The 22,699-nt window shown below is 51.1% G+C and carries 17 protein-coding genes, 1 pseudogene and 1 CRISPR repeat array (1 of these 19 cut by a window edge); of the genes and pseudogenes, 10 read left to right on the forward strand and 8 right to left on the reverse strand.

Annotation, left to right across the window (positions count from 1 at the left end; all coding sequences use genetic code 11):
* Positions 1 to 1,391: direct repeats of the CRISPR family, unit length 30 nt; unit sequence CTTGTAATTTAACCAGAATGGAATGTAAAG (it extends 233 nt beyond the left edge of the window).
* An 87-nt stretch (positions 1,392 to 1,478) separates the two neighbouring features.
* Together SGLY_RS06955 and SGLY_RS17895 are read left to right on the forward strand one after the other, a co-directional pair.
* Positions 1,479 to 1,766 carry a transposase gene (locus SGLY_RS06955; protein ID WP_013624566.1) on the forward strand — a complete coding sequence of 96 codons (288 nt, stop codon included), beginning with the start codon at positions 1,479 to 1,481 and terminating at the stop codon, positions 1,764 to 1,766.
* Positions 1,763 to 2,224, forward strand: a pseudogene (locus SGLY_RS17895) (IS3 family transposase); the annotation flags it as partial. The gene SGLY_RS06955 and the pseudogene SGLY_RS17895, both read left to right, overlap by 4 nt.
* Before the next feature lie 457 nt (positions 2,225 to 2,681).
* Here the strand turns inward: SGLY_RS17895 and SGLY_RS06965 are convergent.
* From SGLY_RS06965 to SGLY_RS06980, 4 genes are read right to left on the reverse strand one after another with little or no spacing between them, the layout of a single operon-like run.
* Positions 2,682 to 3,704 (reverse strand): sensor histidine kinase, encoded by a 1,023-nt coding sequence (locus tag SGLY_RS06965; protein WP_013624567.1) that lies wholly within the window; start codon positions 3,702 to 3,704, stop codon positions 2,682 to 2,684.
* The gene (locus SGLY_RS06970; protein ID WP_013624568.1) at positions 3,701 to 4,381 is read right to left on the reverse strand and encodes a response regulator transcription factor; all 681 of its coding nucleotides are present in this window, start codon (positions 4,379 to 4,381) and stop codon (positions 3,701 to 3,703) included. Before SGLY_RS06970 ends, SGLY_RS06965 begins: the two co-directional genes overlap by 4 nt.
* Entirely contained in the window at positions 4,381 to 6,462 is a 2,082-nt protein-coding gene (locus SGLY_RS06975; RefSeq protein WP_013624569.1) for an FtsX-like permease family protein, read from the reverse strand. Before SGLY_RS06975 ends, SGLY_RS06970 begins: the two co-directional genes overlap by 1 nt.
* Complete coding sequence (locus tag SGLY_RS06980) at positions 6,452 to 7,231, reverse strand: ABC transporter ATP-binding protein (RefSeq protein ID WP_013624570.1); 780 nt, start codon at positions 7,229 to 7,231, stop codon at positions 6,452 to 6,454. The genes SGLY_RS06975 and SGLY_RS06980 overlap by 11 nt, the downstream gene beginning before the upstream one ends.
* 248 nt (positions 7,232 to 7,479) lie before the next feature.
* On the opposite strand from SGLY_RS06980, the gene SGLY_RS06990 reads away from it, so the two are divergent.
* From SGLY_RS06990 to SGLY_RS07000, 3 genes are all read left to right on the forward strand, one after another.
* Positions 7,480 to 8,349 (forward strand): SPL family radical SAM protein, encoded by an 870-nt coding sequence (locus tag SGLY_RS06990; RefSeq protein ID WP_013624571.1) that lies wholly within the window; start codon positions 7,480 to 7,482, stop codon positions 8,347 to 8,349.
* 198 nt (positions 8,350 to 8,547) lie between these two features.
* The gene (locus SGLY_RS06995) at positions 8,548 to 9,090 is read left to right on the forward strand and encodes a glutathione peroxidase (protein WP_013624572.1); all 543 of its coding nucleotides are present in this window, start codon (positions 8,548 to 8,550) and stop codon (positions 9,088 to 9,090) included.
* Positions 9,091 to 9,104: 14 nt separating this feature from the next.
* Positions 9,105 to 9,548: a MarR family winged helix-turn-helix transcriptional regulator gene (locus SGLY_RS07000; protein WP_013624573.1), complete on the forward strand. Its 444-nt coding sequence runs from the start codon at positions 9,105 to 9,107 to the stop codon at positions 9,546 to 9,548.
* 501 nt (positions 9,549 to 10,049) lie between these two features.
* Here the strand turns inward: SGLY_RS07000 and SGLY_RS07005 are convergent.
* The gene (locus SGLY_RS07005; protein WP_013624575.1) at positions 10,050 to 10,382 is read right to left on the reverse strand and encodes a type II toxin-antitoxin system RelB/DinJ family antitoxin; all 333 of its coding nucleotides are present in this window, start codon (positions 10,380 to 10,382) and stop codon (positions 10,050 to 10,052) included.
* Between the two features lie 64 nt (positions 10,383 to 10,446).
* Between SGLY_RS07005 and SGLY_RS07010 the strand changes: the two genes are divergently transcribed.
* A complete protein-coding gene (locus tag SGLY_RS07010) occupies positions 10,447 to 12,600 on the forward strand; it encodes a Tex family protein (protein ID WP_013624576.1) in 2,154 nt (717 codons plus the stop codon).
* 156 nt (positions 12,601 to 12,756) lie between these two features.
* On the opposite strand, the gene SGLY_RS07015 is transcribed toward SGLY_RS07010, so the two are convergent.
* The 3 genes from SGLY_RS07015 to SGLY_RS07025 all read right to left on the reverse strand — a co-directional run bounded on the left by SGLY_RS07015 (position 12,757) and on the right by SGLY_RS07025 (position 16,779).
* On the reverse strand, positions 12,757 to 13,596 hold the full coding sequence (locus SGLY_RS07015) for an ABC transporter permease (RefSeq protein ID WP_242822990.1): 840 nt from the start codon (positions 13,594 to 13,596) through the stop codon (positions 12,757 to 12,759).
* An 11-nt stretch (positions 13,597 to 13,607) separates the two neighbouring features.
* Entirely contained in the window at positions 13,608 to 14,522 is a 915-nt protein-coding gene (locus tag SGLY_RS07020) for an ABC transporter ATP-binding protein (protein WP_013624578.1), read from the reverse strand.
* A gap of 145 nt (positions 14,523 to 14,667) precedes the next feature.
* Positions 14,668 to 16,779, reverse strand: coding sequence for a catalase (locus SGLY_RS07025; RefSeq protein ID WP_013624579.1), 2,112 nt, complete (start codon positions 16,777 to 16,779; stop codon positions 14,668 to 14,670).
* 404 nt (positions 16,780 to 17,183) lie between these two features.
* Here SGLY_RS07025 and nirJ1 point away from each other — a divergent pair, with 404 nt between their 5' ends.
* The 4 genes from nirJ1 (at position 17,184) to SGLY_RS07050 (ending at position 22,555) form a co-directional block, all read left to right on the forward strand.
* On the forward strand, positions 17,184 to 18,407 hold the full coding sequence (gene nirJ1, locus SGLY_RS07035; RefSeq protein ID WP_013624580.1) for a putative heme d1 biosynthesis radical SAM protein NirJ1: 1,224 nt from the start codon (positions 17,184 to 17,186) through the stop codon (positions 18,405 to 18,407).
* A complete protein-coding gene (nirJ2, locus tag SGLY_RS07040) occupies positions 18,404 to 19,402 on the forward strand; it encodes a putative heme d1 biosynthesis radical SAM protein NirJ2 (protein ID WP_013624581.1) in 999 nt (332 codons plus the stop codon). The genes nirJ1 and nirJ2 overlap by 4 nt, the downstream gene beginning before the upstream one ends.
* Positions 19,402 to 20,634, forward strand: coding sequence for a siroheme decarboxylase subunit beta (ahbB, locus tag SGLY_RS07045; protein WP_013624582.1), 1,233 nt, complete (start codon positions 19,402 to 19,404; stop codon positions 20,632 to 20,634). Before nirJ2 ends, ahbB begins: the two co-directional genes overlap by 1 nt.
* A 73-nt stretch (positions 20,635 to 20,707) precedes the next feature.
* Positions 20,708 to 22,555 carry an LCP family protein gene (locus tag SGLY_RS07050; protein WP_013624583.1) on the forward strand — a complete coding sequence of 616 codons (1,848 nt, stop codon included), beginning with the start codon at positions 20,708 to 20,710 and terminating at the stop codon, positions 22,553 to 22,555.
* The last annotated feature ends 144 nt before the right edge of the window (positions 22,556 to 22,699 follow it).

The raw sequence follows: 22,699 nt of genomic DNA on the forward strand, positions 1-22,699 counted from the left end.
ACATTGTACGCCTCCCCTACCTCCGAGGCCCTTGTAATTTAACCAGAATGGAATGTAAAGGAGCCAGCATTGGGCCGCTTGTAATGCCGCCCGTGGCCCTTGTAATTTAACCAGAATGGAATGTAAAGATCAACATCCTTGATAGAATCAATGACCAAGAAACTCCTTGTAATTTAACCAGAATGGAATGTAAAGTTGATTGTCAATGTCGATACGGTATATATCCATACAGCTTGTAATTTAACCAGAATGGAATGTAAAGTTGATTGTCAATGTCGATACGGTATATATCCATACAGCTTGTAATTTAACCAGAATGGAATGTAAAGTTGATTGTCAATGTCGATACGGTATATATCCATACAGCTTGTAATTTAACCAGAATGGAATGTAAAGTGGTTTCAAAGTACGAGAATAATATTCATACTCCCAACTTGTAATTTAACCAGAATGGAATGTAAAGGATTTTGATTTCATTATAGCATCGTTCCGTATAAAACTTGTAATTTAACCAGAATGGAATGTAAAGGGCCTGTCCCCGGAGATTGAAATTGATGTCGATGACACCTTGTAATTTAACCAGAATGGAATGTAAAGACTACTACTGAAGAAGCCTTAGCCATCTTTCCGGATTCTTGTAATTTAACCAGAATGGAATGTAAAGTAAATTATGGCCGCGCCGTCAACCTTGAAATAGTATGACTTGTAATTTAACCAGAATGGAATGTAAAGTTCGCTGTTATCTATTCGCTTGCCGCGAAAAAGTCTTGTAATTTAACCAGAATGGAATGTAAAGCCTGCTGAAGCTTATAGGCCATGATATATGACCAGCTTGTAATTTAACCAGAATGGAATGTAAATTTTCTAACTCCAACGCCTGCTCATTGCCCTCGGCATCCTTGTAATTTAACCAGAATGGAATGTAAATCGATCACATCAAGCACGGACTGACAGGTCTTATACCCTTGTAATTTAACCAGAATGGAATGTAAATTAAGTTACTTATTGATAGTCAGTCTGAAATGGCAAGCTTGTAATTTAACCAGAATGGAATGTAAATAGGTGATCAGCATCAAGGGTGATCAGGCTGCGGGTACTTGTAATTTAACCAGAATGGAATGTAAACGCAAATGTGAAATACTGTGTCCTTGATATCGACTGGCTTGTAATTTAACCAGAATGGAATGTAAACGGACGATACCGCTTAAACGAGATAACCCAGACCCAGCTTGTAATTTAGCCAGAATGGAATGTAAACTCCTATGGCTTCCTGTAATTGCCCTTCCAATTCTTTCTTGTAATTTAGCCAGAATGGAATGTAAACTTGATCACGTTGTCTTCAGAGATATTTACAAACTGCCTTGTAATTTAGCCAGAATGGAATGTAAACGCTGCTGGGGGATACCTGATAATGACCGATACCCCGTTTTACAGACACCCTAAACACCAAGTACAATAAAAATAAGAGGTGTTTGAAAATGGCCAAAAACTTTGATCAAGCGTATAAGCTGGAAATCTGTAAAAGAGTGGTAGAAAACAGAGAATCAGTGACGGCAGTTGCTCGTGAAGTAGGTATTTATGAAAACACTGTATACGGATGGGTAGCCAGATACCGTCAGAACAGCAGCAAGCCCTTTGTCGGCAGCGGACATGTCAAAGCAGAAGATGAGGAATTAAAGCGACTTGCAAAAGAAAACAAAGAACTTAGAGAAGAAATAGAAATATTAAAAAAGGCGGCAGCTTACTTCGCGAAAAACCAGAAATAGAGAAATATAAGTTTATCAAAGCTGAATCCGCAAAGTATAAAATAGCGAAGCTGTGCAGAATACTTCATGTTTCTAGAAGCACATATTATGTATGGGATAAACCACCTGAAAGCAAAAGAAGCATACGCAGGAAAGAACTGATCGAAGCAGTAAAGCAAAATTTTTATGAAAACAAAATGATTCCAGGTTCATTAAAAATCGCAGAAAATCTAAGTAAACCCGAAGCACCGGTGAACCGGAAACTTGTAGCCAAAATCATGAAAGAAAATGGCTTGAAGTCAAAAGTAGTCAAGAAATATAAGGCGACAACCAATTCCAATCATAAACTTCCAGTTGCAGAAAACATACTGAACAGAGAATTTACTGCGGAAAAACCCAATCAGAAATGGGTAAGCGACATAACCTATGTACCGACAGATGAAGGCTGGTTATATGTTGCAGGAATTCTCGATCTGTTTTAGGTGTCTAATGGTTTGGGACAAGGTCATTTAGCCATAGTGGAATGTAAACATCCGCCAGCGTCAGATCATCAAAAGAGACATTCCGCCTTGTAATTTAGCCATAGTGGAATGTAAACCAAAGTAAGGCATGGCCTGACAGGCTTCTTCATCTCTTGTAATTTAACCAGAATGGAATGTAAACACGATACCGATTATGGCAGTGAAATTGATACGTTGCGCCTTGTAATTTAGCCAGAGTTGGATGTAAAGACTTTCCAGAAGATGATGATCATTCCGGCTAAAAAAGAACCTTGTCCGTCAAAGTAGAACAGTCAGTGGTTTGCAAGGAGCGTGATGCCGGTGGCGTCGCTCTTTCCTTTGCTTGAGCAAACATAAAATCGCTCTCCTTGGAAACCAAAGAGCTAAACTCAGGGAGTTTGTGGGCAAAGTCCTCTTCACTGTCTTTGATTAAACACTAGACCTGGGGAAAGATCAGCTCGATACCAAAACCTTGACCGGATATCGATATTGGCTCAATCTTGACCTCGACGGATAAGGCTTCGGCATATTTTTTGACGAGATACAGGCCCATCCCTGTTGCATTCTGCCGCTCCGGACAGCTGCCGGTAAATCCCTTATCAAAAAGGAAGGGCAGATCTTCAGGTGGAACACCCTTGCCGTTATCCCGGACGGCAAGATGGATTTTACCGTCGTCCGCAGTGTCCGGCCAGCTGACGACACGGACAACACCATTGTCAGGCGCCGAGTACTTGAAGGCATTGCTGAAAAGCTGGGAGAGCATGAAGGCCAGGACCTTCTTGTCGCTTACAACCTGTAAAGGCTTAAGGTTCAGTTGCACGTCAATGTTCTTTTCACCCGATATCGCGCGAAAATTTTCAAGACATTCCTGAACACAGTCGCTTAAACTCATTTTCGCGAATTGATCGTCCGCGTGGTCAGCCTGAAGCCGGGCATAATATAAGATCCGTTCAACATCGCTGTTGACCGTGCAGCGGACGTGCTCCATCCGATGATAAACATACGATGACATTTCTTCCCTGTGGTTGGCCAAAATCAATGTTGCAAGAGACAGAGGGGTCTTGATTTGGTGGGTCCAGGCCTCGATGAATTCCTGATAGCTTTGCAATTCAAGCTGTTTATCTGATAGAGCTTGGGACTGCTCTCTGAGCCGGGCCGACGCCATCCGGATCATGGGGTGCCAGGAAGCATCTAGTATTGCGAATAAACGTTGTTCCGTTTCTTCATCCGGACTGCTCAGAAAAGATTGCAGCACCTCCATCTGGTTTTTTTGTCTGATTCGATCAAGCCAATACCCCGCAAGAACAATAACGGCGGTAAAAAGCAAGATGATGACAATAAGGCCTCCAAAGGTGTCCGGGCCGGCCAGCCAGACCAAAAAGATAAAAAAAAGGTCAGTGAAAAGCAACAGGTTAAGCCATTGTTTTTCGGCTTTCAAGCTCATATCCCGCCGTTTCATGATTTTCTTACCTCCAGACGGTAACCTTGTCCCCGCTCAGTTTGAATCATCTCTCTGAGACCTATGGCAGCCAAGCTCTTTCTCAGGCGGGTGACATTTACTTGAAGAATGTTTTCGTCAACATAGGCCTCGCCGCCCCAAAGCTCAACAAGCAGTCTCTGTTTGGAAACCACGTCCGGGTACTGTTCCAGCAAAACCCGCAGAAATTTTCCTTCCGTATCGGACAAGACCACATGCGCATTTTGCCAAATCACCTTATAGGTATCAAGGTCCAGGACAAGGCCTCCCGCCTGTACCAAGTTTCGCACCTTTCCGTATGTTTGAAGCAATCGCTCCGCCCGAGCGATCAGACGGTCAGAGTGGCATGGCTTTGTCAGAAAATCATCCGCGCCAAGCTCCAGGGCGTATAATTCATCTGACAGGGTATCGCGCGCTGTGAGCACCAGGATCGGAAAAGATGCTCGCGCTTTCAGCCTTTTGCACAATTCAAATCCTGAGCTGCCCGGAAGGTTTAAGTCTAACAGGGCTAAGTCGGGATTGCTGTCCAGAATTTCTTCTTCAGGCGCGTCGAAAGAAGAGATGCTCAATACCGAGTATCCCTTCTTGATGAAGGTATGGACAAGCTCTTCCCGCAAGTAAATGTCATCTTCGATGACCATGATTCTAGGCAAAGGCATCACCCCCCGTCTGTTACCCGCAATGCTTGGATCTCTCGCTTGCTGGTTTGTTCAACAATGCTGATATAAATGAATTCGATCACCACAAACAGGCTGAAGGCGGTCCCCGCAAGCAATACCACCTTGGCAAAGGGTGTTTCCGCCGGTAATTTCAGAAAACTGGTGAACATAGACCAGATTGCAAAGACGGAATTGAGCACTGCGATACCAAGTGCCAAAGCAAAAAACAGTTGGATTTGCTCTTTGGCCGATTTGCACAGATCCTTTATCCCGGCTCCAAACATAAGCAAAGTAAGGTAACGGCGTTGATTTGCCCGCTGCTGCATCAGATACTTTAATCCGATCACTGTGTTGGCAATAACCATGAATAAAATACCGAGATAGATTGTCAGGTAACTGGCAGCCACGGTATAAAAAAGATTTCTGCCGATGCCGCTGATATAGCTTTCGTATTCCAGGCCTGTTCCCGCAAGGTGCTGTTCCATCAATTGAATTGCCTGCATCAAGCCCTTTTCTTCGATGACCTTTGGGCTCAGCACAACATTCCAGCAGAAAACCTCGCTGCGGTCAGAAGCCCAGTTCCGGTAGTTTTCATCGGAAACGATTAAGCCGCTGTAGAGCGTGATTGCGCGGTCCGCGACCACATTATCCTGATAAATGCCGGGCAATAGCTCGTATTTCCGGCCGTCAACTTCAATGTAAGCGCCGGACTTCAGGGCACTGTCGAGGACGCCGATAAATTCGCTGCTATCCGGAATGGAAGTGTACAGCGCCGCTTGATCCTTTTCCAGCCGAAGCGGTTTCTTGCCAATCGCCTGCAAGAGATCATTGTAGCTCGATTCCGAGATGAGATTCGGGGCTGAGCGGTCAGAAAAATTCTTCATGATATTGTTCCTTAGGTCCGTTGCGGGCAGTTTTGCCAGTGCGGCCTGAAGCCCGTCCCAGGAGAACTCGTGGGCATTTGGCTTGCTTTGGAGGACTGCTCCGGTTTGATCGTAGATGTTTGTCTCCATCGAACTCAGAAACATGGGGTAGTACACAGAAATCATCGGCTTGCTTGCTTCCGAATCCAAAACCGCGCGCACTTCCTGTTCGCTTCCTCTAATGGAAAAATCCGCTGTTCTGGTCTCCGCCGACCCGCGGCCGGAAGCAACGCCGATCCCAAAAGACAGGCATGCTAACGCCAACAATAAAAGCAAGGACGAAACGGCCAGCGCCTTGTACTGGTGAAGCACATTCTCCTGAATCTGCCGGCTTGTAAAGGTAAACAAACCAGAGCGCATCGGACTTTTCCGCCGGATATGATGACCGATAAATACACCCAGACCGCGATACAGCAAAAAGGTGCCGCTCCCGCCGAGGATGAAAATCAGGGCCACAATTTGGGGATCGAAGCTTTTCAGCAGCCTGATTCCAGCCACATAGGCCAGAATCAGAAATATCAGACCAAAGACAAAGCAGAGTCCGCCTTTTTTCCCGGATAAAGATACTTGCTTTTGGGCGCAATCTGATCGGAGCAGCTCCAGCGGCTGTTTGCGGCTGAATTCAAGGCTCAGGAACAGCATGGCGATCAGCTGTACGGCAATAAACCCGGCAATTGTCCCCAGGACGGCCGGGATTGAGAAAGAAATTTTATGCCCGATGATCCCCAGCCCGACCAGCTTTGCTGTCGTTAGGCTGATCCCCTCCGTAAGAAGCAAGGCAAGCGGCAAGCCGAGTAAAATGGATACGAGGCTGTTCCAAACGGCTTCGCTCATCAGCATGGCAAAAAGTTTGCTTCGTTTCATCCCAAGCATCAGACAGAGCCCAAATTCTTTTTTGCGATTGTCCATCTGATAGCGGTAGGAAAAGTAAACCAGAAAGAAAACGAAGAAAAGAGAAATCAGATAGATAACCGGAATCAAGAGCATAAGTTTGTGCACAGCGTCGCTTTCCATCGTTTTCAAAAAACGCATGACATCCTGGTCGCCCAAAGACAATAGGGTATAAAACGCGATAATGGCAACGATAAGGGAGCCAAAGAATAATCCGTTGTTTTTTCGATTTTTGGCCGCGTTGCGACGAATCTGCTCAAAGAACATTTGCGCTGCCACCTCCCAGTTGGGCCATGACTGTCACGATACGCCCGTAAAAGCGGTCCGGGGTTTCCGTTTCAATATTTTTCCTGAGCTCGTGGAACAGCCGCCCGTCTTGAATGAAAAGGATGCGTGAGCAATAACTTGCGGCCAGCGCATTGTGCGTGACCAATAAAATTGTTTTCTGTTGGTCCTTATTGATGGCAGAAAGCTTATCCATGAGTATCTTAGAGTTTTTGCTGTCAAGGGCACCTGTCGGCTCATCAGCCAGCACAATGCTCGGCTTGGAGATCAGGGCCCTGGCAGCGGCCACACGCTGCTTCTGCCCGCCGGACATTTGTGCAGGAAACTTATCCAGTACGCCCTTAATGTCCAGGCGGTCTGCCAATTCCTGAAGCTCCGGTTCAGCCTGCCTGCCGGTCACATGATGTAAGGACAGGGGGAGAATAATATTCTCTCTCGCTGTTAAATTATCCAGAAGCTCAAATTCCTGAAACAGGTAGCCAATCTCTCTGCCGCGATAGTCAGCCAGCTGGGTTCCTTTGAAGGAAGAGATATCGCTGCTTTGGAGCAGGATTTTGCCTGAGGTCGGTTTGATCATTGTGGCAATGCAGTTGAGCAGCGTCGTTTTCCCCGAGCCGCTGGCCCCCATAATCCCAAGGAATTCGCCCTCAAGGACGTCAAAGCTGATTCCTTTGAGCGCTTCTGTCACATTGTCACCCTTACCATAGCTTTTCGTGATCTGTTCAACTCGTAATATTCGCTTTGGATTCATTTTCTCCCCCCTGACTTTCTTGATTTTCATTATAGCAAGCGTCACGGCAGATAAACACTTACAGTTGCTGTCAGGTATGGCCCTTCTGGGCCAGAGAGGCCGCGAAGGCAGGCGTAAAGGCTCCGCGTCTGGTATACTTGAATTGCTGAAAAACATCATCCGCCGGAAAAACCGCGGCCGGGAAAACCCTTTGCGGAATATCCAAACAGGCAGGCGGACGCCGGCTGGGCGAAGAAGGGGGGAACGCCATGCATGACAAGGAGGTTAAGGGGATTCTCTCCGCCAAAAACGGCATGAACCTCTACCGGGGCTGTACCCACGGCTGCATTTACTGCGATTCCCGCAGCAGATGTTACCAGATGGATCATGACTTTGAGGATGTGGAAATCAAGCGTAACGCGCCGGAGCTGCTGGAAGCTGCCCTGCGCCGCAAGCGCCGCCGCTGTATGATCACAACCGGTTCCATGTGCGACCCTTATTTGCCGCTTGAAAAAAAGGAGAAGCTGACCCGCTGCTGTCTGGAGCTCATCGACAGCTACGGCTTCGGCTTTTCGGTCATCACCAAATCCCATCTGGTTTTGCGGGATCTGGATCTGCTCAAACGCATCAACAGGAAAACCAAATGCGTGGTGCAAATGACACTGACGACCGTTGACGAAGACCTCTGCCGTGTTCTGGAGCCGAAGGTCTGCACCACGGCAAAGCGGGCCGAAGTGCTGAATATCCTGCGGGACGAAGGTATCCCTACGGTGGTGTGGCTCTCGCCCATCCTGCCCTTTATCAATGATACCGAGGCAAATCTGCGGGGAATTTTGAACCGCTGTTTTGAGGCAAAGGTCAAGGGCGTGATCTGCTTCGGCATGGGCGTGACTCTGCGGGAGGGCGATCGGGAGTATTTTTACAAAAAGCTGGACGAGCATTTTCCCGGCATGAAACAGCGGTATATCGAAACGTTCGGCAACCGCTATTCCTGCGACAGCCCCAACCAGACGAACTTAATGAAAATTTTCCGTGAGCAGTGCCAAAGGCAGGGGGTGCTGCATTCGCCCGATGCTGTGTTCACATACCTGAACGAGTTTGAAGACAAGCAATCTGGTGAACAGATGACGCTGTTCTGAAGAAGAGCGGAGAGGGCAGACGAGCCCTGGCTGGGGCTGTATTCATTGAATAGGCCAAAGAATAACCAGAGGCTCTTTCTTTTGTCAGCGGAAAGTTTAATTCTGCTGGCTTTTTTTTCATATTGACGGTGCAAGGCATTTTAATCTATAATGATTTTGCACAATTTAATTTTCCTAAATTTATAAGGAGGCTTTGTAATGTCTGTTTATGATTACGAATACACATCAATTGAGAATCGCCCGGTGCAAATGTCCGAGTATCAGGGACAAGTAGTGCTCATTGTCAACACAGCCAGCAAATGCGGCTTCACCCCGCAGTACAAGGGGCTTGAAGAGCTTTACCGGCGTTACAGGGATCAGGGCTTTACGGTCATCGGCTTTCCCTGCAACCAGTTTATGGAGCAAGAAAAAGGAAGCAATGAGCAAATCTCCGAGTTTTGTTCGGTGCGCTACGGTGTGACCTTCCCTTTGTCGCAAAAGGTGGATGTACGCGGGGAAACCGCCATACCGCTCTATCAATATTTGACCTCCCAAAAAGGCTTTGAAGGGCTGGGCAAGGGGATCAAGGCCAAGGCGCTGGAGCTTACGCTCAAGGCCAGATACAAGGACGGTTTTGCGGACGAGCAAATCAAATGGAACTTTACCAAATTTCTGATTGACCGGAACGGAAAGGTGGTTTCCCGTTACGAGCCGATTGTCGAACCCAAGGACATTGCCTCCGACATTGAAAAATTACTGTAAAAGGAAGGCATCTCATGGATAACCAAATACTCAAGCTCGAAAATCAGCTTTGCTTTCCGCTTTACGCCGCGGCCAAAGAGGTGGTAAACCGCTATAAGCCTTTTCTGGATGAAATAGAGCTCACCTATACACAGTACATCGCCATGATGGTGCTCTGGGAATACAAAAGCATCGGGGTGAAGGAGCTGGGCCGTCGCCTGTATCTTGATTCAGGCACACTGACCCCGCTGTTGAAAAGGCTTGAAGGCAAAGGCCTGGTCCGGCGCGAACGGTCCAGAGAGGATGAGCGGGCGGTCAAGATCACCATCACTGAAGCGGGGGAAAAGCTTCAGGAAAAAGCAAGCGGCATTCCCCAGCAAATGAGAAAGTGCCTGCCGCTGTCCGAGGAGGAGGCCGGAATGCTCTACACCCTTTTATATCAGCTGCTGGAGGGGAGCCATCGCGAAGGCCAGGCATAAGAGGGCGGCCGCAGATCAGGACTGGCCGGCGGAATCGACGAGGGAGGATGGCGAGGCGTGTCAAGGGGTTTTTTCTGTTCGGCTCTTCCCAGGCATCCAGAATTCCCGGTAGTTTTTTGATGTCCGCCTTCTGATCGATAATCTTCTAAACCTTCATGTCCGTTTTATCAATCCATCCCAATAAACTGCTCAAAATTTCAACTTTTGCGGTATAAATGGAGGTAAAATACACATTTTCAGGCCTCTTCTCTTTGAAAAACGCTATTTTTTCGAAAAATATACCACAAAAGTTGCAAAATTGAGCAATCGTTGAATAAAGCAGAGCGTGCGCCGATATCTGGAAATACCGCAGGTATCCACGCGTTAGGGCATACATTTTTGCCGTTTCTCGAAAGAAGAATGCCTATTGATCAAGGCTTTTCAGGTTTCATCATCCAATCTTTTTCTTAAAGCGGTCAAGTCAGGAGATAATCCTGTATGTAAAAATCAATAATGATCTTCTCACGACTTAAGCTCTTCAAGAGCTTTTTCTACATCATCATGTTGAACAGAAGGGTCGCGGGCAATGCGTTCTGCTTCCAACAAAGCCGTAATTGTTTCTGCGTTGGGTGTGTTAATGGTAATGTCAAAAGGAATACACCCTTTACGAACAGCCTGACGAAGAAAGATATTAAACGCTGTCGTCATATTAAGACCAAGCTGAGAAAACAAGATATCGGCTTGTGTTTTTAAGTCTCTGTCAATACGAAAGCTGACATTGGATGTTTTGTTAAGACCTTCAGGTGGGACAGCAAGTCTATTTAAGGACCTTGCATCAGCCGTGTCACAGCTCATCGTTTCAAACCCTGCCGCTTTGTGGTAAAATTATTCGGAAATCCGCTTTGATAAAGGAGTACATATGGAAAATGTGGTCAGGATACTGGCACGAGAATTCAATAAAAGTGAAGAACATGTTCAAAATGTCATAGACCTCATCGATCAGGGGAATACCATTCCATTTATTGCCCGCTACCGCAAGGAAATGCACGGAACAATGGATGACACCGTGCTGCGCAACCTGACGGACAGACTCAACTATCTGCGAAACCTCGCGGCACGCCGCGAAGAGGTCAAAAAGGCGATTGAAGTCCAGGAAAAACTCACGGGGGAACTTGCGGCCCAAATCGACACCGCGCAGACCCTCGCGGAGGTGGAGGATATCTACCGCCCATATAAGCAGAAGCGTCGTACCCGGGCCACCGCCGCCAGGGAAAAAGGACTTGAGCCGCTTGCGACGAGGCTGTTGGAGCAGAACAAGGATCTGCCCGATATCAGGGAGCTGGCCGCGGAGTATATCGATCCGGAAAAGGGCGTGGAAAGCCTTGACGCCGCGCTCGCGGGCGCGGCGGACATCATCGCGGAGACAGCGGCGGACAGCCCACAGATCAGGGGCCGCCTGCGGGAGCTGATGATGAACAAGGGATATCTCCACGCGGCTGCGGAAAAAGACGAGGACTCGGTATACAGCCTTTACTATACGTTTCGTCAGCCGCTTTCACGGCTGCAGGGGCATCAGATATTGGCGATAAACCGCGGCGAAAAAGAAGGGTACCTGAAAGTCTCGGCGGAGATCGACAGGGAATGGGCCCTGGAGTTTGTGTGGAAGGCACTTGTCAAGCCCGGGTCGAGCGCGTCGGATTTTGTTCGGTGCGCCGCGGAGGACGGATATGACCGTCTGCTCTTTCCGTCCATAAAACGGGAGGTGCGCGGTATCCTGACAGATACTGCAGCAGAGGGCGCGATACATAATTTCGCGCTCAATTTAAAACCACTGTTCATGCAGCCGCCTGTAAAAGGACATGTGACAATGGGACTCGATCCCGGGTACCGTAACGGATGCAAGGTCGCCGTGGTGGACGGGACGGGCAAGGTTCTGGATACTGCCGTAGTGTATCCAACTTATGGGGAGCGCCAGAAAACAGAAGCAATCGAGGCCCTGGAAAGGCTGATCAGGAAACACGGAGTAGAGCATATCGCCATCGGAAACGGCACAGCCTCCCGGGAGACGGAGCAGATGACCTGCGAGCTCATCTCCCGCACGCCGGGCGTAAGCTACATGATCGTCAACGAGGCGGGGGCCTCGGTATATTCCGCGTCCAAGCTTGCCGCTGAGGAATTTCCCCAGTACGATGTCAACCTGCGCTCGGCCGTATCTATTGCCCGCAGGATGCAGGACCCGCTGGCGGAGCTGGTAAAGATTGATCCCAAGGCCATCGGCGTCGGGCAGTATCAGCACGATATGCCGCAGAAAAGACTGGACGACACGCTTACCGGTGTGGTGGAGGACTGCGTCAACGCCGTAGGCGTCGATGTGAACACCGCCTCTCCTTCTCTGCTTCAGCGGGTTTCGGGGCTGAACGGCACGAGTGCGAAAAACATTGTTGTCTACCGCGAGGAAAACGGCACCTTCATTTCGCGCAGACAGCTTTTGAAGGTGCCAAAGCTCGGCCCGAAGGCTTACGAGCAATGCGCGGGCTTTTTGCGCATACCGGAGAGCAAATCCGTGCTGGATAATACGGGAGTCCACCCTGAAAGCTATCCCGCGGCGGAAAAGCTGCTTGCGCTGTGTGGATATAAGCTCAATGATGTGGCGGGCGGACAGATTTCCGAACTTCCGGAGCGGGTGAAAGGCTATGGCGAAGCCAAGGCCGCCGAGGAATGCGCGGTCGGCGTCCCGACACTCAGAGATATCGTCAAAGAGCTGGTGAAGCCCGGACGCGACCCGCGCGACGAGCTTCCCGCGCCGCTGCTGCGTACGGACGTCATCGAGATGAAGGATCTGACGCCCGGCATGATGCTGACCGGCACGGTGCGCAATGTCATTGATTTCGGAGTATTTGTCGATATCGGCGTGCATCAGGACGGTCTTGTTCACATCTCGGAGATGGCGGACAAATTCATCCGCCATCCCTCGGAAATGGTAGCTGTGGGGGATCTGGTAAAAGTCGTCGTACTGGCTGTGGAGACGAAGAAGAAGCGTATATCCCTCTCAATGAAGCAGGCACAACAGTAAACGTTTCAGCAGACCCTCAATGAGAAGAAGAATGATAAAACCAAATACCATTCATCCCGTTAGGCTTGACGCCAAGGATAAAAAATACCGAACGCTCAGATCAGACCTGAGAATTCGGTACTTTTTTATGGAATATAAGATTGAATGTCTGATGTGTTATCTGCTTTTTCGCGTGAGCCTGAAAAGCGCAAGCGAATAAAAGACCAGAGCGGTGGCGGCCAGAACCAGCACGCTTCCCCACCACGGGAAGACATTGCCCCCGTAGGTGAAGACAACGCCCATCTCTTCCCTGAAGGCATTGGCCGCCGAAGAAGGCGCGCCTGCAAAGGATTCCCGCAGGGGCACGTCCATCATCAGCTGCCGGAATAACACGCCCGAGTGGGATACGGGGAAAAGCCGAATGACGGTCTGGATCGGGTCCGGGAATATGCCGATCGGGATATACGTTCCCGTCAAAAATCCGATCAGCGTACCGATGATCGTACTTGCTGTGCCGAAGGCGTTCATACTGCTTAAAAAAGAGACGAGCAGGCAGACCATCGAGCTTGAGGAAAGCACGGAAAGGAGAATGACGCCGATCAGCCTGAGCGCAGCCGGTAAATCGAGCAGCCGCCCGCCGTAGGCCACGATATAGAGTTCAGCAAACACCAAAGCAACCAGAGTCAGAATGACGCCGATGACAAAGGAGCTGGCGATATAACCGGCGGTCAGGGAACGCCGGCTTAAGGGGGAGGCGTTAAAATCCTTGATCACCTTCTTTGCCTTGTCATCGACCATGGTGCCGAACGCGCCGAGGGCAGCCGTGATCGAGGATACCGCGAGGACACCCGCCATGATCCAGCTGTCAATGAGGAAGCGCGCCCCTTTTATCTCACCCAGGTCTGAGATAACGAGATCTCCTAAAAACAGTACATACAGCCCGATGATGATGAGGACTCCGAGCAGTGAAAAAAACACGCTTGTCTTATCCCGGAAAAAAACGTTCAGGTTGCGCACAAGCAGGTGGCTCATTCTCTGATCTCCTTTCCGGTAATGGCGATAAACACATCGTCCATCGTGCCGCTCTGCACCTCGATGTGGGTCAGATATTCCTGGCATCTGGCCAGGATAGCCACTGAATCCACTGTGCTTTTCAGCTTGAGCGTAAACTGGATGCCGGAGGCGGTATAATCGACACCCAGCCCGTCCAGCACAGCTTTCAAGCCGTCCGCGTCCGGAGCGGTCATCCGCAGGGTGTCGGAAGTGTAGCGATGCCGCAGCTCGTCCGGCGTACCTTGGGCGACAAGCAGCCCGTGATCAATAATGACTACATAATCGGCACGTGCGGCCTCCTCCATGTAATGCGTGGTCATCAACACGGTCATCTTGTTCTCGGACTGCAGGGTACGGATAGTCTGCCAGATATTTCCCCTCGTCTGGGGGTCAAGTCCTGTCGTCGGCTCGTCGAGAAACAGGATTTTCGGCGCGTTGACCAGTGCTCTGGCAATATCCGCTCTCCGCCGCTGCCCGCCGGAAAGACTGCCGTACCGGCGATCGATGAAATCCGTCACCCCGGCTGATTGTGCGGCCTGTCCGACCTTTTCCCTTAACACGGCCCGCGGTATTTTGTAAAAGCTGCCGCGCGTCATAAGATTTTCCCGCACCGTGAGCAGGGGGTCTAACAGATGATCCTGAAACACGACGCCGATTGAGGAGCGGATCCTGGAATCAGCGCCGCCAAGCACGTGGCCGTTGATCACCACCCTGCCGCTGTCCGCTTTCAGCAGTGTACATAAAATGTCAATTGTCGTGGATTTGCCGGCGCCGTTCGGACCCAAAAAGGCAAATAACTGGCCCTGCTCCACATCAAAATCAATGCCCCTGACAGCCCTGATCTCCCCGTAAGATTTCGTGAGCCCGGATACCTCGATCATTTTGCTCATTTGAGCATCACCCTTTTGCCTTTATTTTCAAAAAAAAGCCGATACACCTGGTGCAGGATATCAGCCTTGCTTTTCGTTTTGAATGAGATCAGCTTCGGGGAAGGGTTTCCTTCAATATCTGCTCTTGATATACTCTTTTATCTGTTCAATTGGCCCTGGACCAATGCCGGTGCATAGCCAGCTGGTCGACGAATGCTGTGCAGAACGGCTGAAGCGTGGAACCGCCGTTGACCACCACCACTCCCTGAAAAATCTGCGGCGCGGCCTGCGCATCCCTAAGATCAGGCAGGAAAGCCGCCGCGTCCGTGGCTTGAAGCAATTCCGCTCCTTCGTCCGATGCCCCTATTGTTTTGGCATGATGGAGGGCTTCATTGATGAAGCTGCGCGCGTTGTGGTTTTGTTTTAACACATTGACATGATCGCTGCCGCCCGGAACATACACCGCGTCGTAAAGCAGAGCGCCCGATGTGGTCAGGTCCTTGTCCGGTTTAAGCGGGGTGCCGTCTTTACCGGAAATCTCACTCAAGCTGCTGCTCACCGTTTCCCCGACCGCTCCGGCCGCTTTAAGCTCAGCCAGCATATTCCGGACAGATACCGTGCAGAAGCCGCTTTCCAAAAGGATCGCCACCTTTCTGGTTCTGGCCGTTTTTATGGTGTTTTCCTGACTCAGTGCAGGTGAGGATGCCTGTGTGCTCTTCGGCACGGCCTGTGCGGGCGGCTTGGCGCCGATCCCCGCCGCGATTTGGACCGCCAGCTCGGGCGCAACACTGGCAAACATATCCACGACCCGCTGTTTGAGATTGACGTCTTTGACGCTGCCCACTTCAAAGTGAAAGGCGTCCACAATATGCTCCTTTTCAGCCGCGGACATGCTGTTCCAGAACAGCGTGGCCTGACTGAAGTGATCGCGGAAGCTCTCACTGCGGGCGCGGACCGCATGCCCGTCGATCCGCTGGGCGTAATGCGCAAAGCCCCCTTCTTCCTCGGGAACGGGGGACGGGGAATTCTGCGCCAGCGAATTCGGAAAATAGCTGACCGGTCCCGGATGGATGGCCATGCGGTGCATACCGTCGCGCTGATTGTTGTGCACGGGCGCTACCGGCCGGTTGATGGGAATTTCGCGGAAGTTCGGCCCGCCCAAACGGGTGAGCTGGGTGTCTTCATAAGAGAACAAACGCCCCTGTAACAGCGGATCATTGCTGAAGTCAATTCCGGGTACAATATTGGCGGGGCAAAAAGCGACCTGCTCCGTCTCTGCAAAGAAATTATCCACATTTTTGTTCAGCGTCATTTTCCCGATGATTTTCACCGGTATCAATTCTTCCGGCCATAGCTTGGTGGGATCAAGAAGATCAAAATCAAAATCGAATTCCTGATCTTCTTCAATCATCTGTACGCCGAATTCATACTCGGGATAATTGCCCTGCTCAATCGCGTCCCAAATATCCCGGCGGTGGTAATCGGGATCTTTCCCCGAGAGCTTTTGCGCTTCATCCCTCATCAGGGAATGGACGCCAAGCAGCGGCTTCCAATGAAATTTGACAAACCGGGCTTTATCCTGGGCATTGATCAACCGGAACGTATTGACGCCAAAGCCTTCCATCATACGAAAGCTTTTGGGAATAGCCCGGTCAGACATGGCCCACATGACCATGTGCGCCGTTTCCGGCGCATTCACGACAAAGTCCCAGAACGTGTCATGCGCGGTGGTGGCCTGGGGAATTTCGTTGTTCGGCTCCGGCTTCACCGCATGAATCAAATCGGGAAATTTTATGGCGTCCTGGATAAAGAAAATCGGAATATTATTGCCGACGATATCATAGTTTCCGCTCTCTGTATAAAATTTCGTGGCGAAGCCGCGAACATCGCGCACGGTGTCTGCCGACCCGCGTGAGCCGACAACGGTTGAGAAACGCACGAATACCGGGGTTTTTGAGCCCGGAACCTGCAGGAAATCCGCCTTGGTATACTCTGACATCGACTCATACAGCTCGAAATACCCATGAGCGCCGAACCCCCGGGCATGGACGACGCGCTCGGGGATCCGCTCGTGATCAAAGTGCGTGATCTTCTCACGGAAATGGAAATCCTCCAGCAGGGTCGGTCCGCGTTCGCCCGCTTTTAAGGAATCGTCAGTGCTGGTGAGTTTAAGCGCGTTATCCGTGGTGAGGGCCTGACCGTCGTCATCCGAACGGTACGCTTCCATTTGCTTCATTTTTTTCTGGTCGTTCTCCTGAAAAGTGTCTGAAAATGACATGTTATTACTCCCTTAATCAATGATATCCATAGTATTCCAAGCTGCGCTTATCCTATTCAATTCGGGAGGAATTGGATGCTCATGACCCGGCTCTTTCATCATACTTCATGTTTTCGTCAGCTTTTCAGCGCGGTCCCAAGAACAGCAGGGCAATTTGAGCGGTCCTTTTTAGCTGCTGCTCTTTTGATTTTTGTAACACAAGGGAAATCAGTTCTTGAACATTGCTCCTTTAAACAGGTTTTATCAGGATCTGCAAAAAATGACAGCGGCAGCAGCACTCATCAGAGAACCTGAAAGATTAATGGATGAATAAACGGCTGCTCCATGATAAAATATAGAAATATTCAATGAAAGTTTCCGGTTATCCGTGTCAAAGGGAAAGCGCCGTTTAATGGAGTGAAGACATGATCAGTATCACGAAGCTGTTATTCGATACCGAGTATTTCGGGGATTCCCTGCGCTATAGCCGGGACAGCAAGAATGCCAGGCATGGGACGACCGAAGGGTCCGGCCCGGTCGTGGTTTGGAATTCGACCCGGACGTGCAATTTGCACTGCGTGCATTGTTATATGGATTCCGATGCGGAAAACGACGAGAATGAGCTCTCCACGGAAGAAGCGAAAAAGCTGATCTCCGATCTGGCGGAGTTTAAGGTGCCGGTGCTGCTTTTTTCCGGGGGAGAACCCCTGATCCGCCCTGATTTTTTTGAGCTGGCCGCCTATGCCGCCGCCCAGGGGATCAGGCCCACCCTGTCCACCAACGGCACCCTGATTACCGCGGAAGCGGCCCGGAAGATCAAACAGATCGGGGTCGGATATGTAGGGATTTCCCTGGACGGCCTGCGGGAAGTCAACGACAAGTTCCGGGGGAAAGAAGGGGCCTTCGCGGCCGCCATGGAAGGGATTCAAAACTGCGTGGCCGCCGGGCAGCGGGTCGGCCTGCGCTTTACCATCAACCGGAATAATGTTCAGGAGCTGGACCGGATTTTCGATTTCATCGAAGCGGAGAAAATCGACCGGGCCTGTTTTTATCATTTGGTCTATTCCGGGCGGGGCCGGGGAATGGTGACGGACGATATCTCCCCGCAGGAATCCAGACAGGCGATGGATACCATTATCCGCAGGACAAGGGACTTTCAGCAAAGGGGCCTGAACAAGGAAATCCTGACGGTGGACAATCACAGTGACGGTGTCTACCTCTACCTGTCAGCGTTGAAAGAAAATCCGGAGCGGGCCGAGAGGATCAAAACCCTGATCGGACGAAGCGGCGGGAACCGTTCCGGGATCGCGTTCGGTGAGGTTGATCCTTATGGAGAGGTCCACCCGGATCAATTTACCCGCCATATTTCCTTGGGCAATGTGCGGGAGAAAAAGTTCGGGGAGATCTGGACGGATATGAGCCGGCCGCTCCTGGCCGCCCTGAAGGACCGCAAGCCTTTTTTGAAGGGGCGTTGTGCCCGCTGCCGTTTTCTGAGCCTCTGCAACGGAAATTTCAGAGCCCGGGCCGAAGCGGTGACCGGGGATTTTTGGGCCTCCGATCCCGCCTGTTACCTGACGGATGAAGAGGTCCTTCCAAACAGCGGCGCGGGGGAGGAAAATCTGATGGAGAAAGCAGGACTTGAACCATGATCGTATCCTGGAATACAACCAATGCCTGTAATATGTATTGCGACCACTGTTACCGGGACTCCGGCGTCCGGCAGGAAGAGGAATTAAGCACGGCCGAAGCCGAGACAATGCTGGAGCAGATCGCCCGGGCCGGGTTTAAAATTATGATTTTCAGCGGAGGGGAACCCTTGATGCGGCCGGATATCGTCGATTTGGCCGCCTATGCCAGAGAGCTGGGCCTGCGTCCGGTTTTCGGCACCAACGGGACTTTGCTCACGGCGGAGCTTGCCCAAAAGCTCAAAGGGGCCGGTGCTATGGGGATGGGCATTTCCCTCGATTCTTTGGACCGGGCAAAGCATGATCAATTTCGCCGTTATCCGGGAGCCTGGGAAGAGGCTGTCCGGGGGATGCGGAATTGCCGGCAGGCCGGGCTGCCATTTCAAATCCATACCACAGTCATGGACTGGAATTCAGGGGAGCTGGAGGCACTGACCGATTTTGCCGGAAAAGAAGGGGCCGTCGCGCATCATATTTTCTTCCTGGTCCCGGCCGGACGGGCCGTGTCCCTGGAAGAGGAAGCGCTGAAAGCGGAGAATTATGAGGATGTTCTGACCCGGATCATGAAAAAGCAGCAGACCGTGGACATCGAGCTGAAGCCGACCTGTGCCCCCCAGTTTACCCGGATCGCCAAACAGTTGGGGGTGGCGACCCGCTTCAGCCGCGGTTGTCTGGCCGGAACATCGTATTGCATCATCAGTCCCCAGGGACAAGTGCAGCCTTGCGCTTATCTCAATATCCCCTTGGGCGATGTGCGGACAACTCCTTTTGATGAGATCTGGCGCAGCCACCCCGTGTTTGAGGAGCTGCGCACTCTGGCCTATAAAGGCGGCTGCGGGGCCTGTCTTTATCAGAAAATCTGCGGCGGCTGCCGGGCCCGGGCCGCCTATTACCATGAAGGGGACTTTATGGCCGAGGAGCCCTGGTGCCTTTATCAGGGGCGCAGAGGGGGACAGTGATGGATGCGGTTGATCGGGCGATCCTCAATATGATTCAGGAGTCCTTCCCGGCGGATTCCCGCCCCTACCGGACGATCGGAAGCAAAACCGGCCTGAGCGAAGGGGCGGCCTTCCAAAGGATCGAACAGTTAAAACACAGGGAAATGATTCGCCGCCTCGGCGGAATCTTTGATTCCGCGAAGCTGGGCTATGTCAGCACACTTTGCGCGGCCAGGGCGCCGGAGGATAAGATCCCGGCTTTGGCGGAGCTGATGGGCGGCATCACCGAAATTACGCACAGTTACCTGCGCCGGCACCATTACAACTTATGGTTTACGATCATCGCCTGTTCCCGCCAGAGACTGGAGCAAATCTTGAATGAAATCAAAGCGGTCCTGGGCAGTGAGGAAACGTACAGCCTCCCGGCCCAAAGAGTATTTAAAGTCAAGGTTTGTTTAAATTTCCCGGGCGGGGAGCAGACAGGGGAGAGCCGGGCCGCTAGCATCCCCTTTACTGCCGCCGCTCCGGATAGAGAGACGGGAGAGGCTCCGTTTTCCGGCCTGAGTGTCAGCGAAGAGGAGAAAGCCTTGATCAGACTGCTGCAGGGCAATCTGCCCAGTACGCCGACCCCTTTTGCCGAGCTGGCCAAAGCCTTGAACAGCACGGAAGAAGAAGTCCTGGCCCAGGTGGATTCTTTCCGGCGCCGGGGCATCTTGCGGCGGCTGGCGGCGGTGCTCTATCATCAAAAAGCGGGGTTCACCTCCAATATCATGGGAGTCTGGCGCGTACCGGAGGTGCTGGTGCCTGAGACAGGGCGCAGGATGGCTGCTTCCCCGCAGGTCAGTCACTGCTACCAGCGTCCCTGTCTGCCTGAGCTTCCCTATAATCTCTATACCATGATTCACGGTCATTCCGATCAAGAGTGCCGGGAGATGATGGCCGCCCTGGCGGAGGAGACCGGAATCAGAGATTATGCTCTGCTCTTCAGCCAGACCGAGCTCAAGAAGAGCAGCATGCGTTATTTCCTGGAAGAAAGGGAGGGCGGCACCAAGTCAATTATTTATGAGAATGCAATGGAAGATAAAGATGTCAAGGGTAAAGGAACACCCGTTTATCTTAAAACAGTAAGAAATAAAGAAACCAATAAAATTGAAAAATTGGTTGAAATGTCCGGGGATGAGGCATGGGAGAAAATAAACAGTACTGATGATAGGATTATTCAGATGGTACGAACTCCATGGGATAAAAATTAGTATTTCAATATGTGACAATTGACCGTCACGACAAGCCATTCAACCTTTCACACTCGCTTCACGGAACGGGAGGATGAAAAGCTGGAGGCTTTTTTTATTTGCCCCGTTTGGGCCGTTCCGGCCGGAAGGAAGAATAACGAAAACCGTTAAGCAAAAATATGGTATAATCGGATCAATCAAGAGAATATATTTTGGGAACAGCCGCAACCGGAATGAAAAAAATCACAAAATTTTATATCAGCAGGCCAGGCCCAAGCGGTACCTGCTGACGGCTTTCCGTATTCTCCGGACGGTACGCAAAAAATTAAACGGGGTGAACATATTGGTGAGAACGAGAAGCAAACGCATTTTGCTCACGCTGGTCTTAGTGCTGGCAGGGATCATGGCGGGGACGGCAGCCGCCTTCTATTTCGGCTTTTTGGGCTTTGGTTCCGTGGATATGAACAGCCGGGTCAGCTTCCTGCTGATCGGGACGGATAAAAGACCGGGGGATCATTCATACAATGCGGACTCGATCATCGTGGCCAGCTTTGATCCCCGGACCAAGCTCGTTTCCCTGCTCTCGATTCCGAGGGATACCCGGGTGGCCCTGTCCGGCGGGAAAGACTACTGTAAAATCAATGCCCTCCCGTCCTTAAAGGGAATCCCGGAGCTGGAAAAACAGGTGACGGCCCTCACCGGCATTAAGCTGAACGGTTATGTCCTGACCAATTTCCAGGGATTCAAGGAGATCATCGACACCTTGGGCGGGATTACGATCGATGTGGAGAAAAACATGTACTATGAGACCGGGGACGAAGAGGACGGCTATATTAACCTGAAAGCCGGGGTCCAGAAATTAAACGGGACCAAGGCCCTTCAGTATGCCCGCTTCCGTCATGACGATACCGCTGATATCGGGCGGACCGCCAGACAGCAGAAAGTGCTGACGGCGGTAGCGAAAAAAGCGCTGGAACCCGTGAATATCCTCAAAATGCCCGCCCTTATCCCGCAATTCATGAAAGCGGTGGAGACGGACCTGGCGCTCAAAGACCTGACCACACTTGCCGGAGCGGCAAATTCCTTCAGTGATGCCAAGATCGTAAGTCAGACCTTGCCCGGCAATGCCATTATGCTGGACGGATTAAGCTATTGGGAGGTCAACAAGACCAAAGCGAGAGAAGTGGCCCAAAATCTCCTGCTGGGCCAAACAACCAGTGAGATCTGGGACAGCTCAGTGATGGACTCCCTTGACGCAGAGACAAAAGCCCGCCTTGATTCTCCCAAAACCGAAACCGTGATCGAAATGCCGGAGATTTCGGGAGTGACCATACCCAAAGAAGGGGAAGAACCCGTCAAAACCATCCAGACCGAGCAGTATTCCGGGACGGTTGTCTGGTCCCCGGATGACCAGGTCTTTGTGGCGGGACAGAAATATCAGGCGACCATTACCCTGGAGCCCAAAGCGGGCTATACCTTAAAAGGAATTAGGGCCAACTTCTTTACCGTACCGGGGGCGACCGCCGCCAATGCGGCGGGATCAGGGGTCATTACAGCCCAGTTCCCGGCGGTGCGGACCGAGCCAGAGACCGCGCCGGAAGAAGAACCGGAGGAAACGGCACCGGCGGGAACAGCACCGGCAGAAAACACGGCGACAGTGGTCAGCAGGGCGGACATCGCCGGGGTTATCCCGCCCAAAGCCGGGGCGGAGCCGGTGACCATGATCACCCCGACAGAGCAGTATAGCGGATCAGTGATCTGGGCCCCGGCCGACAAGCCCTTTGAGCAGGGCCGGCAATATACAGCGGTCATTATCCTGGTGCCCAAAGCAGGATATACCATGGAAGGCATCGGCCAGAATTTTTTCACGGTAGCGGGCGCCGCGGCGACCAATGACCCCGGCTCAGGGATCATCAAAGCGGCCTTTCCGGCCACAGAGTAAAAATAAGCGAAACAGGGGGCGAGCTTGGCCCCCTGTTTTTCTGTCTCTGATCTCTTCTCCTTTTTATCAAGCTGGATAGCGGTTTAACTGTCCCAAATTCGACACCGGTGTCGAATTTGGGACAAGCTATTCGGAGGAGATCGC

The organism is Syntrophobotulus glycolicus DSM 8271 (assembly GCF_000190635.1).
Lineage (GTDB): Bacteria > Bacillota > Desulfitobacteriia > Desulfitobacteriales > Syntrophobotulaceae > Syntrophobotulus > Syntrophobotulus glycolicus.